Annotated in this window: 21 protein-coding genes and 4 tRNA genes; 5 read left to right on the plus strand and 20 right to left on the minus strand. The window is 36.3% G+C overall.

Going from position 1 to position 21877, the window contains the following annotated elements:
- Both J2Y40_RS09095 and J2Y40_RS09100 read right to left on the minus strand, forming a co-directional pair.
- Positions 1 to 1083: an efflux RND transporter periplasmic adaptor subunit gene (locus J2Y40_RS09095; RefSeq protein WP_153399996.1), complete on the minus strand. Its 1083-nt coding sequence runs from the start codon at positions 1081 to 1083 to the stop codon at positions 1 to 3.
- Between the two features lie 153 nt (positions 1084 to 1236).
- On the minus strand, positions 1237 to 1626 hold the full coding sequence (locus tag J2Y40_RS09100) for a hypothetical protein (RefSeq protein ID WP_153398377.1): 390 nt from the start codon (positions 1624 to 1626) through the stop codon (positions 1237 to 1239).
- 549 nt (positions 1627 to 2175) lie between these two features.
- Here J2Y40_RS09100 and J2Y40_RS09105 point away from each other — a divergent pair.
- Positions 2176 to 2565 carry a hypothetical protein gene (locus tag J2Y40_RS09105; RefSeq protein WP_153398375.1) on the plus strand — a complete coding sequence of 130 codons (390 nt, stop codon included), beginning with the start codon at positions 2176 to 2178 and terminating at the stop codon, positions 2563 to 2565.
- 42 nt (positions 2566 to 2607) lie between these two features.
- On the plus strand, positions 2608 to 3036 hold the full coding sequence (locus tag J2Y40_RS09110) for an META domain-containing protein (RefSeq protein ID WP_153398373.1): 429 nt from the start codon (positions 2608 to 2610) through the stop codon (positions 3034 to 3036).
- A 67-nt stretch (positions 3037 to 3103) separates the two neighbouring features.
- On the opposite strand, the gene J2Y40_RS09115 is transcribed toward J2Y40_RS09110, so the two are convergent.
- The 9 genes from J2Y40_RS09115 to J2Y40_RS09155 all read right to left on the minus strand — a co-directional run bounded on the left by J2Y40_RS09115 (position 3104) and on the right by J2Y40_RS09155 (position 13624).
- A complete protein-coding gene (locus tag J2Y40_RS09115; RefSeq protein ID WP_153398371.1) occupies positions 3104 to 3361 on the minus strand; it encodes a SemiSWEET transporter in 258 nt (85 codons plus the stop codon).
- A 27-nt stretch (positions 3362 to 3388) separates the two neighbouring features.
- Positions 3389 to 4423, minus strand: a complete 1035-nt coding sequence (locus tag J2Y40_RS09120; RefSeq protein ID WP_309998498.1) for an FAD-binding oxidoreductase — start codon at positions 4421 to 4423, stop codon at positions 3389 to 3391.
- Positions 4424 to 4477: 54 nt separating this feature from the next.
- On the minus strand, positions 4478 to 5416 hold the full coding sequence (gene gldN, locus J2Y40_RS09125; protein ID WP_153398367.1) for a gliding motility protein GldN: 939 nt from the start codon (positions 5414 to 5416) through the stop codon (positions 4478 to 4480).
- A gap of 22 nt (positions 5417 to 5438) precedes the next feature.
- Positions 5439 to 7031 carry a GldM family protein gene (locus J2Y40_RS09130; RefSeq protein WP_153398365.1) on the minus strand — a complete coding sequence of 531 codons (1593 nt, stop codon included), beginning with the start codon at positions 7029 to 7031 and terminating at the stop codon, positions 5439 to 5441.
- Positions 7032 to 7084: 53 nt separating this feature from the next.
- The gene (gldL, locus tag J2Y40_RS09135; protein ID WP_153398363.1) at positions 7085 to 7780 is read right to left on the minus strand and encodes a gliding motility protein GldL; all 696 of its coding nucleotides are present in this window, start codon (positions 7778 to 7780) and stop codon (positions 7085 to 7087) included.
- Between the two features lie 59 nt (positions 7781 to 7839).
- Positions 7840 to 9258 carry a gliding motility lipoprotein GldK gene (gene gldK, locus J2Y40_RS09140; protein WP_309998502.1) on the minus strand — a complete coding sequence of 473 codons (1419 nt, stop codon included), beginning with the start codon at positions 9256 to 9258 and terminating at the stop codon, positions 7840 to 7842.
- 108 nt (positions 9259 to 9366) lie between these two features.
- Positions 9367 to 11220, minus strand: a complete 1854-nt coding sequence (glmS, locus tag J2Y40_RS09145; RefSeq protein ID WP_153398359.1) for a glutamine--fructose-6-phosphate transaminase (isomerizing) — start codon at positions 11218 to 11220, stop codon at positions 9367 to 9369.
- Between the two features lie 24 nt (positions 11221 to 11244).
- Positions 11245 to 12840: a DUF4270 family protein gene (locus J2Y40_RS09150; protein ID WP_153398358.1), complete on the minus strand. Its 1596-nt coding sequence runs from the start codon at positions 12838 to 12840 to the stop codon at positions 11245 to 11247.
- A 13-nt stretch (positions 12841 to 12853) separates the two neighbouring features.
- Positions 12854 to 13624, minus strand: a complete 771-nt coding sequence (locus J2Y40_RS09155; RefSeq protein WP_153398356.1) for a glycogen/starch synthase — start codon at positions 13622 to 13624, stop codon at positions 12854 to 12856.
- A 170-nt stretch (positions 13625 to 13794) separates the two neighbouring features.
- Between J2Y40_RS09155 and panC the strand changes: the two genes are divergently transcribed.
- Positions 13795 to 14643, plus strand: a complete 849-nt coding sequence (panC, locus tag J2Y40_RS09160) for a pantoate--beta-alanine ligase (RefSeq protein ID WP_309998505.1) — start codon at positions 13795 to 13797, stop codon at positions 14641 to 14643.
- Between the two features lie 312 nt (positions 14644 to 14955).
- Here the strand turns inward: panC and J2Y40_RS09165 are convergent.
- From J2Y40_RS09165 to J2Y40_RS09180, 4 genes are all read right to left on the minus strand, one after another.
- Positions 14956 to 15028 (minus strand) — tRNA-Lys (locus J2Y40_RS09165).
- A 171-nt stretch (positions 15029 to 15199) separates the two neighbouring features.
- Positions 15200 to 15272 (minus strand) — tRNA-Lys (locus J2Y40_RS09170).
- A 51-nt stretch (positions 15273 to 15323) separates the two neighbouring features.
- A tRNA-Leu gene (locus J2Y40_RS09175) sits at positions 15324 to 15406 on the minus strand.
- Between the two features lie 37 nt (positions 15407 to 15443).
- A tRNA-Lys gene (locus J2Y40_RS09180) sits at positions 15444 to 15516 on the minus strand.
- A gap of 116 nt (positions 15517 to 15632) precedes the next feature.
- On the opposite strand from J2Y40_RS09180, the gene J2Y40_RS09185 reads away from it, so the two are divergent.
- The gene (locus J2Y40_RS09185) at positions 15633 to 16148 is read left to right on the plus strand and encodes a shikimate kinase (protein ID WP_153398352.1); all 516 of its coding nucleotides are present in this window, start codon (positions 15633 to 15635) and stop codon (positions 16146 to 16148) included.
- A gap of 12 nt (positions 16149 to 16160) precedes the next feature.
- Here J2Y40_RS09185 and J2Y40_RS09190 read toward each other — a convergent pair whose 3' ends face one another.
- Positions 16161 to 16598, minus strand: coding sequence for an RNA-binding S4 domain-containing protein (locus J2Y40_RS09190; protein ID WP_153398350.1), 438 nt, complete (start codon positions 16596 to 16598; stop codon positions 16161 to 16163).
- A gap of 55 nt (positions 16599 to 16653) precedes the next feature.
- On the opposite strand from J2Y40_RS09190, the gene J2Y40_RS09195 reads away from it, so the two are divergent.
- Complete coding sequence (locus tag J2Y40_RS09195; RefSeq protein ID WP_153398348.1) at positions 16654 to 17409, plus strand: hypothetical protein; 756 nt, start codon at positions 16654 to 16656, stop codon at positions 17407 to 17409.
- Positions 17410 to 17682: 273 nt separating this feature from the next.
- Here the strand turns inward: J2Y40_RS09195 and J2Y40_RS09200 are convergent, their stop codons facing one another.
- From J2Y40_RS09200 to J2Y40_RS09215, 4 genes are all read right to left on the minus strand, one after another.
- Entirely contained in the window at positions 17683 to 19200 is a 1518-nt protein-coding gene (locus J2Y40_RS09200; RefSeq protein ID WP_153398346.1) for an FMN-binding glutamate synthase family protein, read from the minus strand.
- 53 nt (positions 19201 to 19253) lie between these two features.
- Positions 19254 to 20600, minus strand: coding sequence for a tRNA (N(6)-L-threonylcarbamoyladenosine(37)-C(2))-methylthiotransferase MtaB (mtaB, locus tag J2Y40_RS09205; protein ID WP_153398344.1), 1347 nt, complete (start codon positions 20598 to 20600; stop codon positions 19254 to 19256).
- Between the two features lie 66 nt (positions 20601 to 20666).
- Positions 20667 to 21317 (minus strand): hypothetical protein, encoded by a 651-nt coding sequence (locus tag J2Y40_RS09210; RefSeq protein WP_309998508.1) that lies wholly within the window; start codon positions 21315 to 21317, stop codon positions 20667 to 20669.
- Positions 21304 to 21843 carry a DUF1572 family protein gene (locus J2Y40_RS09215; protein WP_153398342.1) on the minus strand — a complete coding sequence of 180 codons (540 nt, stop codon included), beginning with the start codon at positions 21841 to 21843 and terminating at the stop codon, positions 21304 to 21306. The genes J2Y40_RS09210 and J2Y40_RS09215 overlap by 14 nt, the downstream gene beginning before the upstream one ends.
- Between the last annotated feature and the right edge of the window lie 34 nt (positions 21844 to 21877).

Below are 21877 nucleotides of genomic sequence, written 5' to 3' on the forward strand. Positions count from 1 at the left end.
CTACTCTGCTTTTAATTTCAATGACTGAAGAACTTTTTTAGGATCCTGGAATTTTATTTTTATCTTTTGATCGTCTTTTACTTTCTGTACGCCTTCCAATAATATTTTGTCTCCTACCGAAAGCCCTGAACCCACTACATAAAGATCTGGCAATTCATAAGCTACTTTTATGTTTCTGGATTTCGCAGTTCCGTTTTTATCGATCACAAATACATATTTCTGATCCTGGATTTCATAGGTTGCTTTCTGTGGGATAATTAATGCATTATGTACCGGAAGCGTCATCTGTACCTTCCCTGTTTCTCCGTTTCTCAGGAGTTTATCCGGATTCGGGAATTTTGCTCTGAAGGCAATATTTCCGGTTTCGTTGTCAAATTCACCCTCAATAGTCTGAATCTCTCCTTTTTGAGGCAGTGTTTCTCCATTGGCCATAATTAATGATACCTGGTTACTTCCTCTATCAGCCGCATGCGTCTGATAGCTCAGATATTCTGGTTCTGAAACATTGAAGTAACTGTAAACACTTGTATTGTCTGATAAAGAAGTTAACAAATCTCCTTCATCTACAAGACTCCCCAGTTTTAAAGGAATTCTGTTAATCACCCCTGAAAACGGAGCTTTAATATCGGTAAATGATAAGTGAATCTGAGCTAATTTCATTTCAGCATTCGCTGCATCCAGCTTAGCTTTAGCCATTGCTCTTTCATTCTTGGAAACAATATTGTTATTGGCCAGCGTACTTGCATTTTTAAGTTCAATAGAGGCCTGCTCTACTTCTGCTTTCGCTTTTAACAGCTCTGCCTGGTATAGCTGAGGCATAATTCTGAACAGGGTCTGGCCGGCCTGTACATACTGTCCCTCATCTACATAAATTTTTTCGAGAAATCCTTTTTCCTGTGCGCGGATTTCAATGTTTTTTACGGATTGGATCTGGGCTACATATTCTTTATTGATCACGGTATCCATTCTTACAGGACTGGTAACCGGATAAACTGCAGCTTCTTCCTTTTCTTCCTTTTTGTGACCGCAGCTTACTGCCAACAAAAGGGTACAAAGCGCAATGCCTGAGGCAACTCTTTTCATCATAATTCTAGAGTTATATAAATTCGTTAATGTTTTGAATGGAAATAAAAAGGTAATAGGGGTTTCTACGGTGTGATGATTACCGGCATACACAACGCAGTCTGTCTCCTGTCCGTAATAAGAACAGAAAACAAATTAAAAAGAAATAAATTTTTAAATTCTGATAGAACGGATCAGAATGAATTTTTTTACATGGGAAAACAGCGAAATAAAACCATGAATATCAGGTTTTTTGCTTTTAAAGGACCTTAATCCAAAAATGTAAACGAGGTTAAAAACTCCGGCAAGAACAACAATGGCCTGAAAAGTGTCAGAGAGATGAAAATCATCTTCATAAAGTTCTAATGTGGAATTGTCTACGCTGTCTGCCATCTGCTGAACGGTAAGCTTTTCGTAAGTCTGGTTCAGGCGGTTGGCTCTTTTGGGCATATGATGAGAAACGTGTCCGGAATAGTCATTCCGAAGTGTTTTGACATTCAGACGGCTTTCTACTACAAAAAGTAGGAAAAGGCCGGTCAAAAAATATATTATAAGGTTTCTCATTTTGAAGTCGCAAATGTACATTTAGAAATGTATATCCTCATAGCAGATTAACAAAATTTAACGCTCCTTTAAATAAGCTGAATAAAGGAATCATGGGATTTTATAATTATTTTCTTATTCTTCAGATAAAATGATTAACCATTATTGCTTTACCATCTCTTTGATAGAAATGTTTTATTGAAAATATAGTTTAAATTGAATTCAAATATCTCATCCCGGTATGATTTAAATCACTTCAATCTATGTATCAGCATGTTGTAATTTTTAATACTTTTGCACCACGCTAAAACAACACAGAGAAATGATAAAAAATATATGTTTTTATTCTTAAATCAGGTCTGAAAATCCGGGTATTTCCTTTTGATTTATTCTTTAATTCTTCCCGTTCAAAAGCCTAAAAAAAGTACTTTAAAAGAAATCACACTGTTTTTTAAATAAAAAAATATAATTAATTTATGTAAAATTAACATATAATTATTAATAATATTTGTAATTTTATATAATATTAATATCATAATTTCATGCAACACTTTAAAATCACTTATCACTATGAAAAAATTAGTAACAACAGTCTTTATAGGGCTGGCATTCTTTTCCTCAACAGCGTGTAAACATCCTGCTAAAGAAACTGAAACAGTTACAGCTGTTCCGGAAAACAAAGATGAAGTATCTAAAAATGTTTTCACCGACAGCTATGGCGAAACAATAGAAGTCACTGTAAACAATACAAAAAATACGGCCATTGTTCATCTGAACGGAAAAACGTATAATCTGAAAAAAAGCGATGCACTGCCTGAATATACGGCCTCTAATGAAGAATATCAATATTCTGACATTAAAGGAAACATCACTTTTTTAAAGAAAAATGTAGATATGGTGTTATTCCACGCTAAACGTGACACTAAAGGCTCAGGATCTACAAAAATGGCTTCTTACTAAAATAAGGCAGCTCCATTACATTTAATCAAAATCTCAATTATTATGAAAAATTTATTTTACTATTTATCCACAGTATTTTTATTTGCATTCCTTATTTCATGCAAAACTCCCTCAGTTCAAAAAAGCACTGATATCACTGGAAAAACATGGAAGCTAACTGAGCTTAACGGACAGCCCATTAAACTTAAAAATCCGAAAAACAATCCTTATTTCAAACTTAACACAGAAGGAATGAGATATGAAGGACACGCCGGATGTAATGGATTTGGAGGTACTTTTGAAATTAAACCTGAAGCAATGAGAATCAAATTCAACCAGGGAATGTCTACAATGATGGCTTGTGAAGATCTGGAGATTGAAAACCAGTTTACAAAAGCGGTACTTGCTGCAGATAATTATTCTGTTAACGGAAATACTCTGACTTTAAATAAGGCAAGAATGGCTCCTTTAGCCAAGTTTACGCTTCAGTAATTGATAAAAATATATTATTAATAGCAGCGGCGGGCCGAATAGCCCGCCGCTGCTGTTATACCAAAACTCATCTTTTTTTGTAGATCACAAAACAAATTAAGAGACTTATATTCACCAGCACGGCAAATGAGTTCGACAAAATAATAGGCAGCTCATCTTTCTTAATACCGTACCATACCCATAATGAAAGGCCTGAAATGAGGATCAAAAGCATTACCAAAGAAATATCTTTCACATCCTTTTCCCTGATTACTTTTATCAGTTGAGGGATCATAGAAACGGAGGTAAGAATGCCGGCTGCTATTCCGAGAATATTTTCATTCATGGGATTATGTATTGGATAATGATTTATTTATTTGAATCTGTTTAAGGAAACCTCTTCATGCAGGGGTATGTTTTCTTCTATGAAGCGGTACAGACTACGGGAAAAATAGCATCCATTCAGAATTCCTCTTGCTCCCAACCCATTGAAGACATAGAGATTTTTATATTCTTTATGTCTTCCGATAATAGGTCTGCGATCTTTTACTGTTGGCCGAAAGCCAAAGTTTACTTCTTTTACTTCAAAGTCATAAGGGTAGATTTCAGAGAGACCATTGACAAGCTGTTCCACTGCTGAATCGTCTATATGGTGATGAAGCTGTTCTCTGTCATAGGTTCCTCCGTAAAAATATAATCCATTGTCTGTTGGAAAGAGGAAGTGTTTCTTTTTAATTGTATTATTTCCGGATAAAGGTTCAGAGAGTTTTACTTTTATATGATGTCCTTTATTAGGGTTGACTTCAATATCAGAAAAATAAGGATTCTCTTTCACTCCCATTCCTTCACAGAACACAACATTTTTAAACTGATATTCTTTGTAAGATGAATTTTGAACATCTAATTTCCCATAATCGAACTTTTCTTCTTCAATCTGACTATTTTTTTTGAAATAACTGAATAGACCTGCAAAAAAACCACTTACTTCAAGCCTGGCAGACTGATTAACCTTTCCTGCCTTAAAATCATTTTTTACCCCCTCTAAACGATCGAAATTTTTATCAAGAAAATCAGAAAGATCTTCATTTTCTGATTTTTTCAACCAGAGTTTCTGCTCGTTTTCGTCATGAAAGATTCTGTGGATAGGTGCACTGATCAGATAATTTCTATCTGTATATGATTTAATTTCATCAAGAGTAACCTTTAGAAAATCAATCTGCTCCTGGGCTTTCCAGAAAGTCGTAAATTTTTTCAGGACTACCGGATTGATAATCCCTGCAGAAACCTGGGAAGCGCTTTTCCTGCCGTCAGAATAGATGACAAAGGATTTGTTATTCTTTATAAGCTGATGGGCAAAGAAAAGCCCGGCATAGCCGTCTCCGACAATAATATAATCTACATTCTTCATAATAAAAAAACCTGAGTAAAAGTACTCAGGTTTTCTATAAATATCAAGTGAAATTTAGTAATTCCACATTTCATTTTCCATTTCAAGAATCTGCGATTTAATTCTCTCGCTTTCTTCCAGCTGATCATCAGCATCTCTAGGAATATAATCTTTGATTTTACCGTCTCCTAGACCGCTTGATGACTTATAAATAACTGAAGAGAATCTTCTTGCATTGATAATATCATCGAAAGACAGGTCTGCAGAAGAGTTCTTTCTGTTATACACATAGTTATTCGCAAGAATTTCACGTGCATTCGGATAATAGATCCAGAACAGGTCTACAAGATCATCTCCTCCTGCAAGAGGCTGGCCATCAGGACCAATTCTTCCTACAGAAGATGGATCCGGTCCCATAGCTGCAAGACCTAGAGGTCTGTACTTCATTTGTCCGTCTCTCTTATCGATGAACCACATACCCATTATCTTAAGAACTTTAACTTTATCCGTCGTTGTTCTGATGATATCTGTTAATCTCTTCTTCTCTTCCTCTGTTAATGCTCTTCCGGAGTTAAGAATATCGATAGCTTCTTCATCCAATCTTACACTTTCCAATCTCTTTTGAATAGCTTCTGGAGTAAGTCTGGTTACAAAATTATCATCATCATATACTTCCTTGATGGTTCCGTTAAGTGCCCCATCTAACAAAAGCTGATATATAGATCTTGTAGAGGAAGAAAGAAGACCATCCGGATTGTCATAGTAGAAAGGTTGGTTGATCTTATCATTCATATCAATGATCTCCCAAACGAACATACTTTTCATGATGTCTTTATCATCTACGAATCCATATTCCAGTGGTTTCACTTTATTACTGATAACAGTATCCCCTGCTTTTCTCATAGATTCAGCTCTCATCTGTCTAAATTCCTCAGGAGAAGAAGCGTTCAGAATAGTCTGGGAAAAAGCAAATCCCGAAACTAGTACTAAAAGACTGCTAATATATTTTTTCATAATATGATTTTACAAATTAACCTTATTGAACATTAATAATTACAGGTGATATCTCTTTAAGTTTTTGGCTTCCAAGACCTGTAGCTGTTGCCTGAATATCATAGATCTGAACGACATCGCCTGGTCTAAGATTTCTAAGCATACCTTCTGCACCCTGAAGTGAACTTCCTTGGATCAATGTACCTGCTCTTCCAGGAACTTTGATAATGAAGCTGTTTACTGTAAACGAAACAGGGAAATCAAAATCTGGCAACGCTGCAGATACAATCTGGTTAGGAATAGAACCTACAGGCATATAGTTAACCGTTTTTCCTCTGATTTGTCCCTGAGGTCTAGGAATATTTTTAATTCTGTATTCAAATACCTGAGAAACAGTCTTACCATAAGGATCAACTCCTGATAATGTTAACCTAACTGTATTTCCTGTAGTAGGAGTTACATCCCACTTCCCTGGACCTGTGCTCTTCACAACAGCACCCGGAGCAGATAATGAAAGTTTAGAGTTATCAGCACCTAAGATAGATCCTGAAACAGGATTCTCAAGTCCTCTGTACATTACATTCATCTTATCCGCAGAAAGTAATAGTCCTTTTTCAAGTTTTACTTCTCTTGGTCCTGCAATTACGTTATACGTATGGGTCCAAGGGAAAGGCTGAGATTTACCTGAAGCATCAGTTAATGTAATTACACCTCCTAATTTATGCTCTCCAAGTCCAGAACCTGAAATTGAAATGGTACCTTTTCCGTTTTCTACTCTGCTAACACCAGAAATACTGATCTTATTACTGTTAGAATAGTTACCCAACATTACTTTTACCTCTGCCTGCTTACCTGCCTGGATATCTACCGGACCTGAAACAATAGCTTCATAGCTTGTAAATTTGATACTCGCATCTACTTTTTCCTGAAGTAATAATGCTAATGCATCAGATTGTACATTTCTGGCATCATTTTGGATGATCTCCAAGTTAGAAATTGCAGCAATAAGCGGCTGGTGATAAAATTTGTTCTGGAACCAAGTCTTATCATTCGGAGATTTTCCTTTAGGATATTCTGCGATAAGAGATTTGTTGGCTCTGTCAACTAAATCTTTTAATTGTTCATTATTACCAAAAGTTGAATTAATATAATTTCTTACATCATCAATTTTAGCTTTTAAATCTAAAGCTCCTTTTGAAGGTGCATTTTCATCACCTTCTTTAAAGAAATATTCTGTAGTGGCTTCATTGTTGTTCAATGCAGCAAAGTTTTCACTTACATCAATATCTTTACCTGTTTTAGGATCTTTATCGTGGAACTCTGATTGTTTTTTAAGAGCATCTTTGATTCCCTGAGCAGAAGATACCAAAACATCAATCTTACCCTTCAGTACTTTATACTGTTCCCAAGGTTGAGCGTAAGTATCCGGAACCTGCTGAGCTTTAGCTTCCAGCGTTCTTTCAAAGATCTTTTCGTTCTTCTTCTCTGTTAATGTTCTTGTTTCATTCAATGCTCTGGTTGAATCATAATATGATCTGATGATTTCTGCATCAATATTGAGGGCCATCATCGCGATGAACACCAGATACATCAGGTTGATCATCTTCTGACGAGGGGTCTGTTTTCCTTGTGCCATTCTCTTTTCTTTGTTTTTTGATTAAGTAGTTAAATTTTAGAAATGGTTCAGGATTAAGACTTCATAGCAGTTAACATACCGCCATAAACTCTATTTAAGTTATTCAGATTAGATGTTAAACCTTGTAGTTCTTGATTGAATTTCTCAGACTGTTCCGCAGACTTCTGCATATCTGCTACATATTTGTTAGCAAATTCAGATTGTCTTTTCCCACTTTCAAGCTGCATTGCATATAAAGCATTCATGCTTTCCATGTGTTGAGCTGCTTTGTTAAGTTGGTCATTATACTTATGAGTAGATGCAGATACATCAACAGTTTGATTGATCTGGTCCACAGAACTTGAAAACTTGTCAATACCTGTTCTTAATCTTTCAAATAGCTGAACATCAAGTTTAGCATCTTCAAGCATTTTATCTAATTTCGTTGAAAGAGAATTTTCTAATTCTGCAAACTGCTGCTGTGCATTCACTTTAGTAGATACATTAGAGTGAAGTGGATTTGGGTTTGCATGTTTGTCTAATAATTCAGGATATACATTTTCCCAAGCATAAGACTCTTCAGATTTTGGAGGGTCGAATGCGAAAATGATAAAGATAATAGCTTCTGTAATAAGTCCCACAGTAAGAGCTATATTCCCGTTAATAGGTCCCAAGGTAATGTGAGTAATTTTAAGCCAAGCTCCAAGAATTACAATTGCAGCCCCGAATGAATAAAAGAAATTCATCCAAGCATCTTTAGTCTTAAACATATTAAGTTAGTTTTTTTAATGTTAAATAAAATTGTATTGAAAAATAATTGTCTGATTGATTATCTGTTAACTCTTCTTGGTTTAACAGCTGCTTCAGGAATATCCTGTACAGTTCTGAATCCGATATAACTTCTGGCTGAGTCTTTTCTTTCCCAATCTCTTGCACCTGTCATCAGCGCGTAGCCAACGTCTTTCCAAGATCCACCTCTTACAGATCTTTTTGTATCTATTTTATCTTTCGTAGAAGGATTTAAAGTAGAAGAGAATCCATAAGAAGAGTTGTTATAAGCAGACGAAGTCCATTCAGAAACGTTTCCAGCCATATCAAATAACCCAAACCCATTTTTCTTAAATTTCTTAACTGGAGCTGTATATGTATAAGTACCTTTTTTCTCGTCCTCCATGTAGTTACCTCTCTTAGGTTTAAAGTTAGCAAGGTAGCAACCTCTGTCGTCCATTAAATAAGGACCTCCCCAAGGGTAAGTAGCATTTTGCATTCCACCTTTTGCAGCATATTCCCATTCAATTTCGGTTGGAAGACGGAATGTTAATGGTCTTTGTTTTTTTCTTTTTAAACTTTCGTTATAATCTGTTTTCAGCTTAGATCTGAAGTTACAGTAAGCTCTAGCCTGATCCCATGTAACACCTACTACAGGATAGTTTTTATAAGCTTTGTGCCAGAAATACTGTTCAAACAATGGCTCGTTATAAGCAAAGTGGAAATCTTTTACCCAAACTGTAGTATCAGGATAGATGGCAATGCTTGAACTCTTCAGGTAGTTTGCTCCTCTTTCGTTATCAGCAATTGCAGCATCCATATCTCCCCACTGGTAGGTATATTTAAGTTTACTTACATCCAGGATTCTTTCGTTTCCGATTCTGGAAGAAGCAGGCAGATACATAGATTCTAAAACTTCCGCATATTCTACATCAGGATACTTCCCTGTAGTCCAATGCAATGGAATTTTCCAGTCTAGTCTTTTGCTTGCATCATAGCTTCCATCTTCTCTTCCTCCCTGGCCTTCTAAATATTCTTGATAAGGTGTTAAATTTTCTTCTTTTTTAGCAAGATATGCATAATCTCCTATACTTGCTCCTCTACGTCCGCCTTCTCCGCCTTCTCCGGCAGCTTCAGCAAGTAGTGTTCTAGCAATAGAATCTCTTACATAGTTGATAAATACCCTGTACTCTGCATTGGTAGTTTCTGCTTCATCCATGAAGAAAGAAGAAACGGTAACCGTTGTCAATGAAGCTTTTTCAGGAGTATTTGTTGGATCCTGATCTGCTAAACCAGCAACAAATGAACCTGCAGGAATTGCGACCATTCCGTATGGTCTTTCCGCAACAAATGATTTCGTTTTTTCTCTTGGTATCAATTCTCCTTTTGTTCCTGGCTTCCCAACTGAAGAGCTGCCACCACCTGAACAAGATACCGATGCTACTGACGCAGACAATAATAAAAGAAATATCCTTTTCATGTTAATTTTTATAATTAAGCCGTAAATATATAATTTTTTTAAGAAACTTTTAAGATTTTTTTTGAAATAACGGAAGAAATCTAAATTTATTTTATTTACAACAATTTTTTATTCCACGGTTACTGATTTTGCAAGGTTTCTCGGCTGGTCTACATTGGCCCCTCTATACACTGCTATATAGTATGCTAACAGCTGTAAAGGCACTGATGCAACGATTGGTGAGAAACACTCTGAAGTCTCAGGAACTTCAATAACATAATCTGCCATTGAACTTACCTGCTGATCTCCTTTATTCACAACAGCAATAATTTTTCCTTTTCTTGCTTTAATTTCCTGAACATTGCTTACAATCTTGTCATAATGACCTTTTTTAGGGGCAATAATAACGATTGGCATATTTTCATCAATCAAAGCAATAGGCCCGTGCTTCATTTCTGCGGCCGGATATCCTTCTGCATGAATGTAAGAGATTTCTTTTAGCTTCAAAGCTCCTTCCAGTGCTGCCGGATAGTTGTATCCTCTTCCTAAATAAAGGAAATTGGTAGCCTCTACAAAGTCTTTTGCTATATTCTGAACAAGTTCGTGAGTAGAATTCAAAACTTCTTCAATTCTCTTAGGCACTGCATCCAATTCAGCGATTAAGCTCATAAATTCAGCATTACCCAGGTTTCCGTTATGTTTTCCTAATTTAAATGCAATTAGGGTAAGAATGGTAAGCTGTGCTGTAAATGCCTTTGTAGATGCCACTCCGATCTCCGGACCAGCATGCGTATAGGAACCTGCATCTGTAATTCTTGCAATGGATGAATCCACTACGTTACATATACCATATATAAATGCTCCTTTTTCTTTAGCCAGCTTTAATGCAGCCATGGTATCAGCTGTTTCTCCCGATTGTGAAATCGCAATAACAACGTCTTTATCTGTAATAATAGGATTTCTATATCTGAATTCTGAAGCATATTCTACTTCTACAGGAATTCTTGCGTACTCTTCAATAAGATATTCTCCGATAAGACCGGCATGCCATGAAGTTCCGCACGCAATGATGATAATTCTGTTGGCATTCTTGAACTTTTCAACATGATCCCAGATTCCTGCCATTTTGATGATTCCTTCGTCTACAAGAAGTCTTCCTCTCATAGTATCATGTACAGATTTAGGCTGCTCGAAAATTTCTTTAAGCATAAAGTGCTCATAACCTCCTTTTTCGATTTGCTCTAAGCTTAACTTAAGCTTTTGGATTTCCGGCTCAATTTTAGAATTCTCTGTAATAGTTCTTATGTCTACTCCATTTTCTAAAGAGATCGTTGCCATATGTCCTTCTTCCAGATAGATTGCTTCTTTTGTAAATTCTACAAAAGGAGAAGCATCAGAAGCAATAAAATACTCCTGGTCTCCGATTCCGATAGCCAATGGAGAGCCTAATCTTCCTACTACCAGTACTCCCGGATAATCTTCATGCATTACGGTTATCGCATAGGCTCCGTATACTTCATTCAGTGCAAATCTTACTGCTGAAGGAAAATCCATATCCGAATTCAGATCCATAAAATACTGGATAAGATTGACCAATACTTCTGTATCTGTTTCCGATTTAAAGGTAAATCCTTTTTCGGTAAGCATTTTTTTAATGGTATCATAATTCTCAATGATTCCATTATGAACGATGGCTACTTTACCATTGTTTGATAAATGAGGATGGGAATTTCTGTCGCTTGGAACTCCGTGAGTTGCCCAACGGGTATGCCCCATTCCTATTTTGGCTTTTCCTTTTAACTGCGCGGAAATGTTAACTAAATCATCTACCTTTCCTTTCGTTTTTTCTACTTCAAATTTTCTTCCTGCATCTTCCAAAACGATTCCTGCACTGTCATATCCTCTATATTCTAATCTTCTAAGACCGTTGATCACAATATCATACGCATCCTGAAATCCTGTATATCCTACTATTCCGCACATATTTTTTCTAGTGTTTTTATTGTGTTATTTTTTTGTACCGTAAGTTACTTTTAACTGAATGCTATTTGGATTATTCGCTACTGTACCTACAAATACGGCTCTGTCCATCGCAAATGCTTTTGTGGTAAATTTAAATCCGGCTAATACACTTTCTGTATCTTTTATAAAATTTCCAGGATTAATCATCAGCATTTTATTTTCGGTATTTTTCTCAACAATATCTTTCAATGTTTTGGTTACATAAAACTCATAATAAGCTGGGTTTTTATCTAAATCGTAACCTTTAAACAATCCAAATGCAGTAAGATCTGAAGTATATCCGTCAGGGATAAGCAGTGATGATGTTGAAGATTGTGGTTTAGCAGTCACCAACGTCAGATTTTGTGGCTTTGTATAATTGTTAGCCCAGTCTGTAGGGTCTGTATAAATTCTGATTCTTGCATTAATGATGGCTGCTTTGTCTTTTTGATATAAAGTTCTCAGTTCATCAATTTTAGCGTCAGGAATTTTAACAGCAATGGAAGGACCTCCCATTCCCTGAAGGAAAAGTTTTTGATCACCATCCTGTGTGTTGATAGCCGTTTTTGCGGTTTCCCAGGCACTACCAGATCTGTCATATTCATAGTGACCAAGGCGTGCTCCTCCAAGAGTAAATTTAAATGGCGTCTGCTGTGCTCTTGTTGTAGTACCACCGGATGTGGTTTCATTGCTGTAATACATGATTACCTCTGTGTTTTCAGGAGAAAACTGGAAAAGATATCCATTGGTTTCATCCACAGAGATTCTAAGCCCTTTAAAATATCTAACGAAGTTAGCAGCGTTCAGAAGTTCAGGTTTTTTATTTTTATCCAGGATTTTGGTCTGGAAAATATTTTTATCCAAAGGAATTCTCATCCCGACACCTCCTAAAAATATGTTGGTATTATCTGACTTTTTAGATACAGTTACTTCACTATAATTTCCATTAAATGTTGTACTTCCTAACAAATCTCCGGTACTTATAGCAGCATTGGATTTTTGTAAAGCAACATTATTAGCATCTAAGAAAGTAGTCACTTCCTGTACTTTTACATGATACAATACGTCTGTACTTCCTATTTTACCTCTTCCGAATTTTACAACCGGATAGAATTTCTTTTCAATGGAAGCCTTTACAGTCTCACTTCCAACTAGGAAATCTATATCTGCTGCTGGTCTTGCATCTACAGAGTCCTTTTTATATTGTGTTTCATTTGCCGGCCTTATTACTAATACAACAGAGTCTACTTTTGGTGCTTTACCGAAGTCAAAGTCGTATTGGGTTAATCTAAGCTGGGAAACAAAAGAAGCTTTCTGCATCCCGAACTGGCCTTCGGAAAAAGCTCCTAAAACAGCAGTAGATGGAGATACTCCATTGGTATTAATCTGGTTGATAAGTCTTGAGGCATCGCTACTTAAACTATCTTTATTATCTATATTGTAAGCAATAACGGGGTATGATTTTTCATTTCCTTCCGTGGCATCTTTAATAAATAACTGTTCTCCAAGCGAATCTGCGTCCGGTTCACAATTATAAAGAAGTGCACTCCCGAAAAACGCCAGTAAAAGCATGGCGAAAGTCCTTTTAACAGTATGAGTCATTAAAAAAGTGTTTTTAATAAAGTTGGTTTATAGAATCTACGTCTACGTATTCTGATTTTGGAGTTGTTGTTTCATTAAAACCTTGATCAAGATCTTCATCAAGAAACTCATCTCCTTTCACTACCATATTTACATAGTTCATACTTTCGATAACAAAGCTTTTTATCGTTGGGTTATCTAACGCTTTTAGCCCGGAAATATTATCGAATGTCAGTTTTTCAGCGATATTCTTATCCAAAGCGGCATCTTTCTCATTGTACAAGGAAAGCACAATTTTGGCGTCTTTAAAATAAGTATCGGATTCGTAATAGGTTTTAAGATAAATTGGAACAAAAGAAGACATCCATCCGTTCAGATGAATTACATCCGGAACCCAGTTCAGTTTCTTAATGGTTTCAATAACTCCTCTGGCAAAGAAAATAGCTCTTTCGTCATTATCCTCAAAGGGAGTCCCTTCATCATCGAAATAATATTGTTTTCTTTTGAAGTATTCTTCATTATCGATAAAGTAGACCTGAAGTCTTTCTCCCGGAAGAGATGCTACTTTAATAATTAAGGGCTGATCCAGGTCATTGATAATAATATTCATTCCTGAAAGGCGGATCACCTCATGAAGTTGGAATTTCCTCTCACTTATTTGTCCAAATCTTGGCATAAAAACTCTTACATCATTGCCTTCATTGTGCATCTTAAGTGCCATTTTATTAACCACTGCAGCCATATTTGTATCTTCCTGATATGGATACATCTCTGTAGTAATGTACAGTATTTTTTGATTCGGCATAAACTTCTATCTATTTTTTGTAAAAATGCTTTAATGTGCAAAATTACAAAAAAACATCCAACATTATTTTAATTAACATTTTTTTACGATAATTCCCTTTTCCAAATTATTAAAAACACATATTATTTTGTGATATTTTTAGTATTTTTGAAATAGTATTAAAATAAACTATGGAAGTTATAAAGAACAGGAAAACCCTTCAGGATTTCATTGAAAGACAGAAAGAAATGGGAAAACGGATAGGCTTCGCCCCTACTATGGGAGCGCTTCATAAAGGCCATCTTTCCTTATATGAAGAAGCCAGAAAAGAAAATGACCTGGTTGTTTCTTCAATTTTTGTAAATCCCACTCAATTTAACAATGCTGAAGATCTTGAAAAATATCCAAGAGACGTTAATAGGGATATTTTAATTCTGGAAAACTCCGGGCTGGTAGATGCAGTGTACATTCCGGAAGTTACGGATATTTATCCTGAGAAAACAGAAAGTCTTCATTATGATTTTGATGGACTGGAAAATGAAATGGAAGGAAAATCAAGACCGGGACATTTTGACGGTGTAGGAACTGTAGTAGAAGAATTATTCAGACAGGTAAAGCCTGATACTGCTTATTTTGGGGAAAAAGATTTCCAGCAGCTGGCCATTATCAAAAAAATGGTTGAGAAAAAACAGCTTCCTGTAAAAATAAAAGGCGTTCCCATTTACAGAGCAGAGAACGGACTGGCATTAAGTTCAAGAAACCAAAGACTCCATGAAGACAGAAAAGAAGTCTCCAAAATCATTTGTGAAACGTTAAAGAAAGTAAATGACTGGTTCCGGACTGTTACTATTCCTGAAATTAAAGAAAGGGTAACCGATATTTTCGACCACCAGCAGGGAATGAAGCTCGAATATTTTCTAATTGCAGATGAAGACACCCTAAAAGAAACTGACTTTTTTTATAAAGACAGAAATTTCAGAGCATTTATCGTAGTTGTTGTAGACGGTGTAAGATTGATTGACAACATGCATCTGGATTAATTTCATTTAAATTTTAAAAAGAAAACACTGATAAAAGCAGCTCTGATCATTACTTTGTGATCAGAGTTTTTTTATTCTGAAAAAAAGATAGCCTACGTTTTATAAGATAAACAGGGAGTGCTTCGCTTATTTTGAAATACAATGACTTTGTATTACTTTATTGAGTTTACATCTTACTCCACAACTTTCATCCGTGATTCTTTGCACTTCCAAGGAGCAGCAATAAAAAATCAAAGGCCTCCTGAGGGAGACCTTTGAAACACCAAATCACAAAATATTAATATGAAAAAAATTTACTTTTCAGTAAACTTGTGACCCGGCTGGGATTCGAACCCAGGACCCATACATTAAAAGTGTATTGCTCTACCAGCTGAGCTACCGAGTCGGTCACTTAACAACTCTATTTTACAATATTCTTGTTTTACAGAATTGCAAAGATATATATATTTTTTGGAACCTGCAAGAGGTTTAGAAAAATCAAAGGTCTCAGGGAGACCTTTGAAACACCAAATCACAAAATATTAATATGAAAAAAATTTACTTTTCAGTAAACTTGTGACCCGGCTGGGATTCGAACCCAGGACCCATACATTAAAAGTGTATTGCTCTACCAGCTGAGCTACCGAGTCGGCCACAATTAAATGAATTACATTTCAATTAATTATTAAAAATCGTTGCAGTGCCTGCGACTGGACTCGAACCAGCACATCCTTAGGAAACCACCCCCTCAAGATGGCGTGTCTACCAATTTCACCACGCAGGCCATAAAATTACAAAAATCTAGTAATCTATTTCGCTTGTGACCCGGCTGGGATTCGAACCCAGGACCCATACATTAAAAGTGTATTGCTCTACCAGCTGAGCTACCGAGTCGGCCACTTGTTTTAACAAGTTTTCATTTAAGTAATGTCCCTTGTTTTAAGTGGTGCAAAGATATGGGTTTTTTCGTTATCTCAAAACTTTTTTGCAAATTTGTTTAAAAAAAATTCATGATAATTTCACTGATCGGATACATGGGTTGTGGCAAATCTCACGTTTCCAAAATATTAAGCGAAAAAATAAATTTTAGATTAATTGACCTCGATAAAGAGATTTCCAGACGAAATAAATTAACCATTCCAGAAATTTTTGAAAAAAAAGGAGAAATCTATTTTAGAAAGCTGGAAAGAGAGGCCTTGGAAGAGATTTTAGCGACTGAAGAAAATGTGGTTTTAAGCCTGGGCGGAGGAACCCCTGTGTATTATAATAACATGGAGATCATCAACCATAATTCTAAAAGTATATTTTTAAAAGCTTCTGTTGCCACTTTATCAGAAAGACTCTCGAAACAAAAAGAAAAAAGGCCATTAATAGCCAATATTTCTGATGAAGATCTTCCCGAATTCATCGCTAAACATTTATTTGAAAGAAATGTATTTTACAGCAAGGCCCAGTTTAGCGTTGTTACAGACTCCCGGGCCCCTGAAGATATCGTTAATGAAATAACAGAAAAGCTCTATCTCTAGAGCTTTTTATTTTTAATCTTCGTTTTCGGTATCATCACCTGTTTCACCAAAAAAGTCATCCCAGTCTGTAAAATCGGCATCAATATCATTTCCGACATAATCATCCATATCTCTTCTGTCTTTTTTAGTAGGCCTCCCTTCTCCTTTGTTCCTGTAATAATCCTGTGACATTTTACGCATCTTCAGCAGTTCATATTGTTCTTTATCCGTTACATCCTGTATATGAAGCGGAACCAACTTGGCTCCAATTCTGCTTTTGGGAATCTGAAGAACCTTGATTTTATAATCAATCTGATTCTTCCTGATCTTGATTACATCGCCCTCTTTTACCTCTTTTGATGATTTTACAGCAGACGTTCCCATCGAAACCCTGTTCTTTTTAATTTCCTCTGATGCAATACTTCTCGTCTTATAAAAACGAATACTCCATAAAAATTTATCTATTCTCATAATTTTTTATACTTTTGCCGGTATATTATCTGTAAAGTAATTAAAGTTTTTTGAAATGAAAAAAATATTTTTATATATCCTCGCGGGGTCTTTGTGTTTTACTGCATGTAAAAAGGATGATGAAGTTGATGGTTATCAGGAGCCTGAAGATATCAATGTACAGAATACCTATGATGATCAGGCCATTCAAAAATTTATGACCGAAAATTATCTGGATGCCCAGGGAAATATAAAAGCTTTCAGCAGTACTGATCCTTCTGATGACAACGAAAAAAAACTGAGCGAGCTGCCTAAAGAAACCTTACCTTCAGGTACGATATACATTACAAGACCGGGAGCCCAGCCGGATGACGTAGATCCAACTGCCGGAAAAGCCATCGGTGAAAAAGACATCATAAGAATCATGATGAGTGCTAAGACCTATCTTGCTATCAATACTGACGGAAATTCAGTTTTTTCTTCTGTGACAACCTTTTTAGGTTACAGTCCTGTTGACGGAAGCGGTATTCCTTTAGTAGATCCTAAAATCTATTATATTTCTCCTTCTGACCCATTAATTACAGGGGCTGCAACTACTGCTGCTGCACAGCAAAGTTATTATATGATAGAAGGTTTTGGAGAGGCTTTAAGAAAATTTAAAGCTTTTGATAAGGCTGACGAATCACCTTATAACCTTCAGGGAGTAATTATTGTACCATCAAGAGCTGCTTTTGCAAGGGATGCCCACTATAATTACAGCGGATATTCTTTCAGAAACAGAACATTCGTTTTCAATTTCCAGGTGTATAAAACAACTGCGAGACCGCAATAATAAAGCATAGTACAAAAAATAAAACCGTAATCTTTCGATTACGGTTTTTTGTTATTTAACCTCAGTTCGGGATAAGAATATGATGGATGCAGGTTTGAAGCTGGATGATGAAAGAGGGAAGTTATAAAGTCATTAAGAACAAATATTGATCTGTTTTTATTTAATTTGATTTTCTGGTGGCTTTCAATACGTATAACTAAAAGTAACTTCAAGCCTCCTTCTTCCATCTTCCAATCTTTTACATTTAAACTCCTTAACCCGAACTCAGGTTATTTAAGATCTTGCTTTCTGTTTTACATTTCCCAAAATATCAGGGAAGTAAAGATCTGCCAGATGATCAAACTCGTCTCCTCTCATAAACATGGTTGCATCCACTTCTTCATAAGAACTTCTTCCTGCCGCAGCAATCAGTTCATTACACGTGTGAAGCGTATTTTTATGGAAGTGGTATACTCTTTCACTTTTATCCGTTACATCAAGCCCTTTAATCAGCATTTTATCTTGCGTGGCAACACCTGTCGGGCAGTTATTGGAATTACATCTTAAAGCCTGGATACATCCTAAAGAGAACATGAAACCTCTTGCGTTATTACACATATCCGCTCCCATAGCCACAGCTCTTAAAATATCAAGACTCGTCAGTACTTTTCCACTGGCAATTACCCTTACTTTATTTCTTACATTGTAATTATTAAGGGTTCTGTTAACGAAAATCAATGCGGGTTCCAGAGGCATTCCTACTCCGTCTGAGAACTCAGGCGGTGCTGCTCCTGTACCTCCTTCAGCTCCATCAATGGTAATAAAATCAGGGTAGATCTTCAGAACATTCATCTGAACACAGATGTCTTCAAATTCTCTGGTATCTCCAATACATAATTTAAAACCTACCGGCTTACCTCCTGAAAGCTCTCTGAGATGCTGCACAAACCTCAGCAGTCCTGCCGCGTCTGAAAAAGCAGAATGAGAAGGCGGTGAAATAACAGTCATTCCTGGTGTGACGTGACGGATTTTTGCAATTTCCGGTGTATTTTTCACCCCTGGAAGTACTCCTCCATGACCTGGTTTTGCTCCCTGAGACAATTTAATTTCAATCATCTTCACATTGGGAAGTGTAGAATATTTTGTAAATAGTTCTGCATTGAATTTTCCTTCTTCATCACGGCATCCGAAATATCCGGTACCAATCTGCCAGCATAAATCTCCCCCTTCAAGATGATACGGAGAAATTCCTCCTTCTCCTGTATTGTGATAGAAATTTCCTTTTTTAGCACCTCTGTTTAAAGAAATCTGCGCTCTGTCACTTAATGCCCCAAAACTCATGGCAGAAATATTGAATAAAGATGCATGGTAAGGCTGTGTACACTGTTCTCCTCCTACCCAAACTCTTGGAAGTTCTTCGGATGGTGATTTGGCATAAATAGAATGCTTGATCCCTTCATATTTTCTATGGTTCACTTCTAACTGCGTCCCAAAAGCAACGGTATCGCTCAGATTTTTGGCACGTCTGTATACTGCAGAGCGCTGGTTTCGGGGAAATGGCTTCCCGTCTGTCTCCCTTTCGATGAAATACTGCTGCATTTCGGGTGAAATACTTTCAAAAAAGTATCTGAAGTAACCCAATACCGGGAAGTTCCTCAAAATAGCATGTTTTGACTGGTAAGCATTGTAAACACCCAATGCATAGATGGCGGACAGCAGGATCGGTATCCAGTAATGCGCTCTGATCAGTAACGCTACAATCCACGTAGCGGTTACTAATACAATTCCCCAAGATAAAAACTTATCTCTCATGAATGTAGTATTTTAAAGTTAAAAATAAATTTAGTGGAAATTTTGCAAAGAGACTACGCTTTTGCTAAAAAACTTTCGTAGGAAGATTGCACAGAAACCGTGCCATCTGACAGGATTTTTTCTAAATTCAAAAATTCGATTTGATTTACGGATGCCTGGTCAAAGTCTTTCTGGACTCTCACATAGTTTTCTGTGAAGCCAAACATTTTTCCGTCTTTATTTTCGTGCTCCCAAAGTACAGGAAGCGTTTTTCCAAGCTGGGTCTGGTAAAATGCCATTTTCTTCTTTTCAGAAAGTATTCTCAGCATTTTATTTCGTTTTTTTCTTTCGGCTACAGGTACAACGCCGTCCATACCTGCCGCTTCTGTATTTTCTCTTTCAGAATAAGTAAATACGTGAAGATAGGTAATAGGAAGTTCATTCAGGAAGTTATAAGTCTCCATGAATTTTTCTTCTGTCTCTCCGGGAAAGCCTACAATAACATCTACACCAACAGCTGCATCAGGCATTACCTCACGGATCTTGCTGATTCTGTCTCTGTACAATTTAGTCAGGTAACGGCGTTTCATTTTTTTCAAAAGATCGTCGCTTCCGGATTGCAGGGGAATATGGAAATGCGGAACAAAGCTTCTGCTTTTAGAAACCAGTTCGATGCTTTCGTTTTTTAACAGATTCGGTTCAATGGAAGATATACGGATTCTTTCAATGCCTTCTACTTTATCCAGTTCCGAGATCAGATCCAGGAAAGTATGCTCATGTTTCTTATTTCCGAATTCACCTTTACCGTAATCACCAATGTTTACTCCGGTAAGAACAATTTCTTTGATATTCCTTCCTGCAATTTCTTTTGCATTTTTAAGAACATTCTCGATAGTATCTGAACGGGAAATCCCTCTAGCCAATGGAATGGTACAATAGGTACACTTGTAGTCACAGCCATCCTGAACTTTTAGAAAAGCTCTGGTTCTGTCACCGATAGAATAACTTCCGATGAAGAAATCGGTTTCTTCAATTTCGCATGAATGAACAATGCCATCGTGATCGGTTTTTTCAAGATCATCAAGATAGCTTAAGATATTGAATTTCTCTTTAGCTCCTAAAACAAGATCTACTCCTTCAATCTGCGAAATTTCTTCAGGTTTTAATTGTGCGTAACATCCTACAATGACTACAAGCCCTTCCGGATTGGCCTTCATGGCTCTTTTCACATGAAGCTTACATTCGCGGTCTGCATTTTCAGTTACTGAACAGGTATTGATGACATAGATATCTGCTCTTTCATCAAAGCTTACCTTATCATAACCTGCATCTGTTAATTGACGGGCAATAGTAGATGTTTCCGCAAAGTTTAATTTGCAGCCCAGTGTATGAAATGCGGCAGTTCTGTGAAAAGTAGACATTTATTACTCCTGAATTTTATGGGTGCAAAGATAGTAATTTTAATAAGAATTCTAAATTGATTCGGTCTATTGTTTATATTCTTCTCTTACGTCAGGGCTGTTGAGGAAGCAGACAGAAGAAAAATTAGGATCAGGTTCGTCATATTCAGATTTTTGCAAATTTTTAATACATTCTTCCCGGATTTTCCATATTTCGTCTAAATTACAATTGATTTTTTCATCATTCAACCATTTTTGAAGAAATTTTTTATGAATTGATATTTTCTCGGAAACAATCTGGTCGTATTCTATTTCTGTTTCCGATAAAACATTGTTTTTAAAGTCGTTATATTTTGATCTGGACTTTGTGAAATCGTAATATTGATCTCCAATCCTTAAATAATTATGCGCTTCGGGAATATCAGTAAGTCCGTATTTACAGAGTGTATTTTTTATAGCCGGAGCATAATTTGAATCCATTTTAAAGATACCCAGCATTAGTTTTATATGATTTTCATTATTTTCCAGCGCCAGTTTTCTCAATACCGCGTGTTTTGTACTGCAGGTTCCGCCCTGATCATCAAAAACACAAAGGATATTATTTTTATCGGAATTTCTTTTATAGGAAAGTTCAGCCACCAATCCGGCCGCTGTATGGAAGTCGCGGATATTTAATTCAATACATTTTCTGGAAACAGTCCCATTTTCTCCATTAATTGTAAAATTATACATTTCCATGACCTGAACTTTTTGAAAACTTCTCTTTCATTTCATTATTAAACTCGTGAGATTTGTTTCTTGCAATGGAAAGTGTTTCCCAGTTGTCATTTTTCATCATTTTCGCAATATAAACCATCTGCCCTATATGATAAGGATAATGAGCTACCTGACGCACAAGGGCATCAAGAACAGAATGCGCCTCTCCTCTTATATAGATTTCGGAGTGTAAATTATCATCATTAATCTGATCCATAGCCTCAAAAAGACACTGCCAGCCTTTTTCCCAGTATTCCAGAACTTCCTGTTGGGTTTTAAATGTATTGATGAATTCATCATCACGGTTCCTCCAGGGTTTTTCACCGTCTTCTGTTAAAAAATTCGTCCATCTTGACAGCATATTTCCTGCAATATGCTTCACAATAACGGCAATAGAATTGCTTTCTCCGTTAGGCTGCCAAAAGATCTGTTCTTCAGAAAGCTGTCCGAAAGTTTTATCACCCAGTGATTTATAATATTCAAAACGTTTTACAAATAGATTCTTCATATTCATGATTCTTGAAAACTAAATGTACCATTTT

Source organism: Chryseobacterium sp. 2987 (assembly GCF_031456375.1).
Taxonomy (GTDB): Bacteria; Bacteroidota; Bacteroidia; order Flavobacteriales; family Weeksellaceae; genus Chryseobacterium; species Chryseobacterium vaccae.